The sequence below is a fragment of the Microcoleus sp. D3_18_C2 genome (assembly GCF_036702395.1).
Classification (GTDB): Bacteria; Cyanobacteriota; Cyanobacteriia; order Cyanobacteriales; family Microcoleaceae; genus Microcoleus.
In genome coordinates this window covers 1-6,927 of record NZ_JAUBTG010000108.1, presented here as the reverse complement: position 1 = coordinate 6,927, position 6,927 = coordinate 1, and the positions used below count along the sequence as shown (strand labels likewise).

Sequence of the window (6,927 nt, the reverse complement as noted above, 5' to 3'; positions counted from 1 at the left end):
AACTTCCACAAGTTTGTGGGATGGGCGTCCCGCCCGTCTTTTTTGGACGGGCGGGACGCCCATCCCACAATAACAGTTAAAATTGTAAGTTATTTAATTCGCGATCCTAATCAGCAACGCCTGAAATTGTAAGTTATTTAATTCGCCCTCCTCAGCAGCCAGCTAACGGTTAACACACGGGCGGCATAGTTTGAGAATTTATCGGGAACTTTTTTTATTTAAAACCGTCTTTTCGGGATAATTTTCTGTTGCCATCGCCTAAATTAAAACAAAAATTCTCCACATAAGCTCTGAAAATGTGCTAACTGCTCTCCTGATTATTTTCATAGGTTTAGCTCCGTCGCTGCTGTCTTTGTGGGTGATGCGCTCGCAATCGATCCAAGCCCGCGACAGAATTGCAGCGGCCAGACTTGCGGTAGCGAATAGACCCATGCGAACTCAACTACCAACTGCCGATCGCACTTACATACAAAGCCTCGGTTATGCTATCGGCGATATCACTTGCGAGTATAACGCCCGCTCAAATTACATTCGCTGCGCTGTCAATCCTTCTGGGCCCTGTCAAGATTGTCGGTACTACCAAGCCCGAACCCTTGACGCTCGCGGTGAAAAGATATAGCTTATATTGGTGCTTGTATCTACGTCTATTTGCGGATGTAATAATCAATGAGTTAAGATGTACTTACGTGTAATGATTATTGGTGAAGCTTGTTTTGGACGACCCACGCCCAAACTCAGCAGTTAAAACCTAATCGAGCATTATTGCTTGGTTACAGTTGCCATAACTGGCGGATTGCGATCGGTGTTTTTCTAGTTGATGACTTACGATCAGAAACCAGGTTTAGATGATAAATTTTGGTTAGACGACGAGAAATCTAGTCATAAATTGGTTTTCCTGTCTCCTGAGCGTAACTCCTGCAGTTAAGAAAATTAGCCAACAAAAATCGTAAATAGCTGAGGCGCACATCTCCAAATCCGTTTCTCCAAAACATCATGAAAAATTCTGCACGAAACATTGTCCCGAGCATTTATCTTAAACAGAAACCAGCTCGAAGACTCGTTTCTTGACAGTTTGAGAATTTGCTTGTGGGGAGCACTAATCTGTTTTTGCGATCGTAGCGAAACAGTCTCAAACCTAGATTGCTATGTCCAGACTCCAAGTCATGAATTTTTAAGAAGCTTCGTCGATACAGGGTATGCCAATTTCAATTGAATCTCATATGTTGCACCATTTTCAAGAATAGGCTTTCTGGCCTGTTCCACAACAAGTGAATTTTCTTATGGGCTGGGCAGGAGAACCCCCCATAGAATGGTTATTGAGAATGGTAAAAGATATCAGTTGAATAACACTTCGGGCACAGTCGCCATAATTATGTGACGGCTATCACTCCCTAATTAATGTGTGGTTGCTATTGTGAACAGGGCTTGCACAGCCAAACCAAAGAAACCGAGTTGTTTACCGGGAGCGAGGGCTGCAAAGAAGTCTTTTCGTCCCTCAAACCAGGTTTATACGTCTAGAAATAGTGAGTTTTATCTGCCAAGTAAAGTGCATTAGACGAGGTACAGAAAAGCTCATCAAGTAAATTCTTGAGAACTCGTGTTCTTATCTACTGCGCGAGGTAAGAGCTGTGTAACAGATACACTCGCGATCCTAAAAGAAAAAAGTCGAAGGCAAAATATCACCCGATAGAGAGATTATTGGGATTTAAACACCAAATCCTCAGTTCTTCTGCCGGCGCTATTTGCAATGCTATTAAATATCCATATAGCACTGCTTTGTGCTGAGTAAAATTGGCTTTTTGCTCTGAATCTCAGTCAAGCAGCAGAGCCTCTTACTCTGCAATTAAGCCTTTTAAATAGGTGATAATAATCATCGGGAAATGGGTATATCATCTACAATTAGTGAGACTATTTTACCATGCAAAGCATCTGCAACAAACCAATTTTTATCGCCCCAAAAATAGGTGAGTCCACCACAAGGATTGGGGGCGCAAAATCCCGAACAACAGTAACTTATCATCAGAAAAAACCAATAAAACAAGTAAAAACAGTAGGGGCAATCCCCCCGTGGTTGCCCCTGTCCCAGAAAATTCGTGGCGGCACGAGAACTGGGCATCCCCACAGAGAATTTTTGCGATCGACTGTAAGGGAAAACTCCCCGTGGTTGCCCCCTCGGACTGTAAAAAATGTACTGTTTCTCGATGCCAGAGTAGAGAACTGCGAGAGCTTGGCAAGAGGAGCAACAGCCGATACAGAGGTATTTGTACTGAACTCGACGGGGGATGGAGTCGAGCAAATTACTAGAATTTTGGCTAATTGCAGCGATTTAGACAGCCTTCAGATAGTTTCTCACGGTCGAGAAGCAGGAGTGCAGCTAGGGTCGATCGAACTCTGCAACGACAACCTACAAACCTACAGCCATTCGTTACAGCAGTGGAGAAAAGCCCTCAGCGAGAGAGGAGATATCTTGTTATTCGGGTGCAGCGTCGCAGCGGGGGAAAGCGGCGAAGCCTTCGTGCGGCAGCTAAGCTTGATGGTCGGTGCAGATATTGCAGCTTCCGACAACTTGACGGGGAGTGTGGCCCTCGGCGGCGACTGGCAATTAAAATTTGCGACAGGGGAAATAAAGGCGAGAATCGCCATTGAAAAAGAAGTCCTCGAAGCCTACCCTTACGCCCTCGGCACATTAGTTAACGAAACTTTCAAAAACTCCACAGTTAGGGGGCCTTGGATTTACGGGGGAAATGACGGGGCACTGTTCGATCCCAGCAGCAACGATCCAGCAGCCGATCAACTTATCCCCGGCATTACCGGAGGCACAGTATCCGGCGTACTTCCGGCTTTGGGCGGTGCAACTCCCGGCGATGGCGCTCTGCGATTAACTCCAGCAGTAAACCTTCGGGAAGCCTTCGTCATCTACAACAACCCCATTCCTTCAACCGACGGTCTCAGAGTCCAGTTTGATTTTTATTCTTACGGTTCAAGGGAGCAAGCTAATGCTCCGCAACCATTTATTAGCCCTCAGCCAGGGGACGGGCTGGGTTTCTTCTTGATTGACGGCACTGTTAGCCCAACAAGGACTGGGGGTTATGGCGGTTCTGTCGCTTACGCTCCACGAACGGGTATACCCGGTATTGAGGGAGGTTATTTAGGCATTGGGCTTGACGAGTTTGGCAATTTTTCAACATCCACAGAAGGGCGGTCGGGTCCTGAGCCACCCCCGATTCCCGGCTCCTCTATTGGTTCTTTCAGACCAGATTCAGTAACTGTTAGAGGAAATCAAGCAAACGATTATCGGTTTTTAACAAATGCGATCGTTCCCTTCGGCATCGATAACATTCCTACGAGTATTAACTTTATCGGCCCTCCCGGCACCAGTTTTAATTTCAGCAATACGTTCACGAGCGATCGCAATTTAGCCAAAAGATCCGTTCAAATTACACTGAATCCATCTAACGATCCGGTCAATCCCTCTCGCCTCACCGTGGCCTTCGATGCAAATTTCGACGACATCTACGAAACTACATTGATCGACATCCGCAACTTGGCCACCGAAAACGGCCGGGTACCGCCAATTTTGAAATTTGGTTTTGGCAGTTCCACAGGAAGCGCCAACAACATTCACGAACTTCAAAACCTGGTAGTTGAAACTATCAATCCTCCCACTATCACCGCTGAGGTTGCCACTATCAAGAGCGGCCCGCAGTTCGTCAAGCCCGGAAGCAGCATTACCTACACGATTACTACTGTAAACAGGGGGCCAGCGCCCGCTACAAATGTCCTGATTCAAGACGAAATACCTTTTGAAATGCTGCGTCCGGGGGGATTGCCGCCGGTTCTCACTGCCTCCAACAATGGCACTTATGTGAACGAAACGAAAGCTGTCACCTGGCCGTTAATTCCGGTTCTCAATGCGGGTGAGACTTTGACTTACACCCTGACTATTGATTTGCCGCCCGGTTTAACCAGCGGTAGCAGTTTTGCCAATGTTGCATTCAGCAATAGCTCGACTTTCGACCCCGACCTCAGCAACAACAGCGGTGTACTCGCGCCTGGGCAAATCGAGGGGCCTGGTGTAGTCTTTACCACTGTTGTCGATACAGTCGCAGATTTAGTTACTACCAAAAGTGGGCCTGTGACTACTTCGGCCGGGTCAAGCGTCGCCTACACATTGACTACGACTAACATGGGGCCAGACCCCGCTGCCAATGTGACCATCACGGACAGCATTATTCCGGGTTTAACAGGAGTCAGCGTATCGGATGGGGGGAGTTACGACCCAGTTTCCGGCATTGTCACCTTCCCAGCATTGACAACCCTGGCAAATGCAGCTACTGCGACCCGCACCGTCAGTTTCATTGCCCCAGCCACCCTTACCGCCATCAGCAACACGGCCCGGAGTAGCGCGGCGACTTTCGATCCGATCGCCACTAACAACAACGGCTGGGCGACCAACAAAGACGGCACTCCCACTAACTCTACGGTTACGACAAGTATTGCGCCCAACGCGGATCTTGTTACCACGAAAACCGGATCTACGAGTGCTACTGCCGGTAGTTCGGTCAGCTATACGATCGCCACAGTCAACTTAGGGCCGAGTCCTGCAGAAGCTGTAACCATCACTGACAGCATAGTTCCGGGGTTAACCGGAGTCACGGCATCTAACGGTGGCGTTTACGATCCAGTGACGGGGATTGTCACCTTTGCGCCCGTGGCAATAGCCCATAAGGAGACAGTCACCCGGACGATCGGCTTCACAGTGCCGCCCACCCTAACTTCCATCAGCAACACGGCCAGAAGTACCTCCATCACTCCCGACTCCACTCCTGCCAACAACAACGGTACAAACCCCAACGCCACCGTCATTACCTCGATCGAGGCTGTGGCCGATATTGTCACCCAAAAAACGGCTCCGGCCAGCATCGAGGTGGGCGACACGCTACTTTATACAATTACTACTACCAACAACGGGCCTAGTCCCGCGACCAACGTAGTCATCACCGACAGCCTAATTCCCGGCTTAACTAATGTCAGGGTGTCCGATGGCGGAACCTACAATGCTGCCACAGGGGCGATCGATTTCCCAGCGATCGCGACTTTAGCCAGCGGCAGCAGCGTCACCCGCAGCCTGACTTTTGTACCGCCGTCTACCCTGACGAGCATCACCAACATTGTCTTGAGTCGATCGGACACTTTTGACCCGGACTTGACGAATAACGACGGCTCGACAGTCGCATTGCCCGGTCAGGCGGGGGGGCGAGTCGTTACTGCGATCGAGGCAGCCCGCGCCGACTTGGTTACGTCCAAGAGCGGTCTCACATCTGCTCCTGCGGGTAGTTCCGTGACTTATACTATAACTACCGCCAACAATGGGCCGAATGCTGCTGAAAACGTAGTGATTACAGACAGCATCATTCCCGGTTTAACGGGAGTCAGCGCATCCGATAACGGCACTTACGACCCAGTGACAGGGGTTGTCACCTTCCCAACAATTCGCAGTTTGACTAGCGGCAGCAACATCAACCGCGAGGTAACAGTAGTCATTCCAGCGATCGGCACCATTAGCAATACTTCCCAGAGTCGATCGACCACTTTCGATCCCGACCCCAGCAATAACAACGGTTCCGAGTCCAGAGCCACTGTCACCACCGCCATTTTACTCGCTCCGCCTTCACCCAACAAGCTTCCGTCAGCCGACAGCAGCAATGTGGCGATCGGGCCCAACAGCGTTGTCCAAATTAGCGGGATCGGAGGCAGAGACTCAGACGGCACAGTGGTTGCATTCACCATCAGCACCCTGCCGCCGGCAAATCAAGGCATCCTGTTCTTGGGCGACCCCGCAACCGGAGGAGTCGCCGTCACGGCAGGTCAAACCCTGACAGCCGAGCAAATGACGCAGTTATTCTTCCAGTCGGCCGGCAATTTCACAGGGGCTAACTTTACCTACAGCAGCAGGGACAATCTCGGTGGCATCAGTCCTGCAGCCACCGTTTCTCTGGTCTCACTGGCGTTCAACTACCCGCCGGTACCGACAAACTTCAGCAAGACACTGGCGCCAAACAGCACAGTCAACCTCACAGGGCTCACGGCAAAAGACCTCGACGACTCGATCGAATTCTTCACTATCAACACCCTGCCGGCAGCAAATCAAGGCGTCCTATTCTTGGGCGATCCCAGCCAGGGAATCCGGGTCACGGCAGGCCAAAGACTTAGCGCAACTCAAATCAGCCAGTTATTCTTCCAAGCAACCAGCGAATTCACAGCCACCAACTTTACCTACAGCGCCACAGACAGCCGCGGCGCCATTAGTCCAGCCCCCGCTACAGCCTCCCTGCGAGGACTATTACCTCCCACCGACGGGCCACCCGTCGCCAACAACTCCAGCGTCGCTTTGTTGGTGGAAACAACCGTGAACATCCCCGGACTCGGAGGAACCGACCCAGACGGGACGGTGGTTTCCTTTACCGTAAACACCTTACCACCAGCCAATGAAGGCACGCTGTTCTTGGGTGATCCCAGCCAAGGAGTGCGGGTCACGGCAGGTCAAACCCTGACAGCCGAGCAAATTACCCAGTTGTTTTTCCAGGCGTCCGGCAATTTCACAGGGGCAAACTTCACCTACAGCGCTACAGATAACCTCGGCGCTACCAGTGCGGCAGTCGCCACTGTCTCTCTCATTCCCCTTAAGGAACCGATACCCGTGCCGACACCCGCGCCGATACCGGTGCCGACACCACCAACACCGACACCCGCGCCGATACCGGTGCCGACACCACCAACACCAACACCCGCAGCGGAACCAACACCCGTCCCTGCGCCGGAACCAACACCGGCGCCGGAACCAACACCGGCGCCGGAACCAACACCCGCGCCGGAACCAACACCCACACCACCAACACCAACACCACCCGTCCCTGCGCCGGAACC

At 51.1% G+C, this 6,927-nt stretch carries 2 protein-coding genes; both read left to right on the top strand.

The window, feature by feature from the left end; all coding sequences use genetic code 11:
• The first annotated feature begins 298 nt into the window (after positions 1-298).
• Positions 299-619, top strand: a complete 321-nt coding sequence (locus QUA88_RS28845; RefSeq protein WP_333212284.1) for a DUF6464 family protein — start codon at positions 299-301, stop codon at positions 617-619.
• Between the two features lie 1,299 nt (positions 620-1,918).
• Positions 1,919-6,927: DUF4347 domain-containing protein (locus tag QUA88_RS28840; protein WP_333275152.1), on the top strand; the 5,009-nt coding region annotated here is incomplete at its 3' end.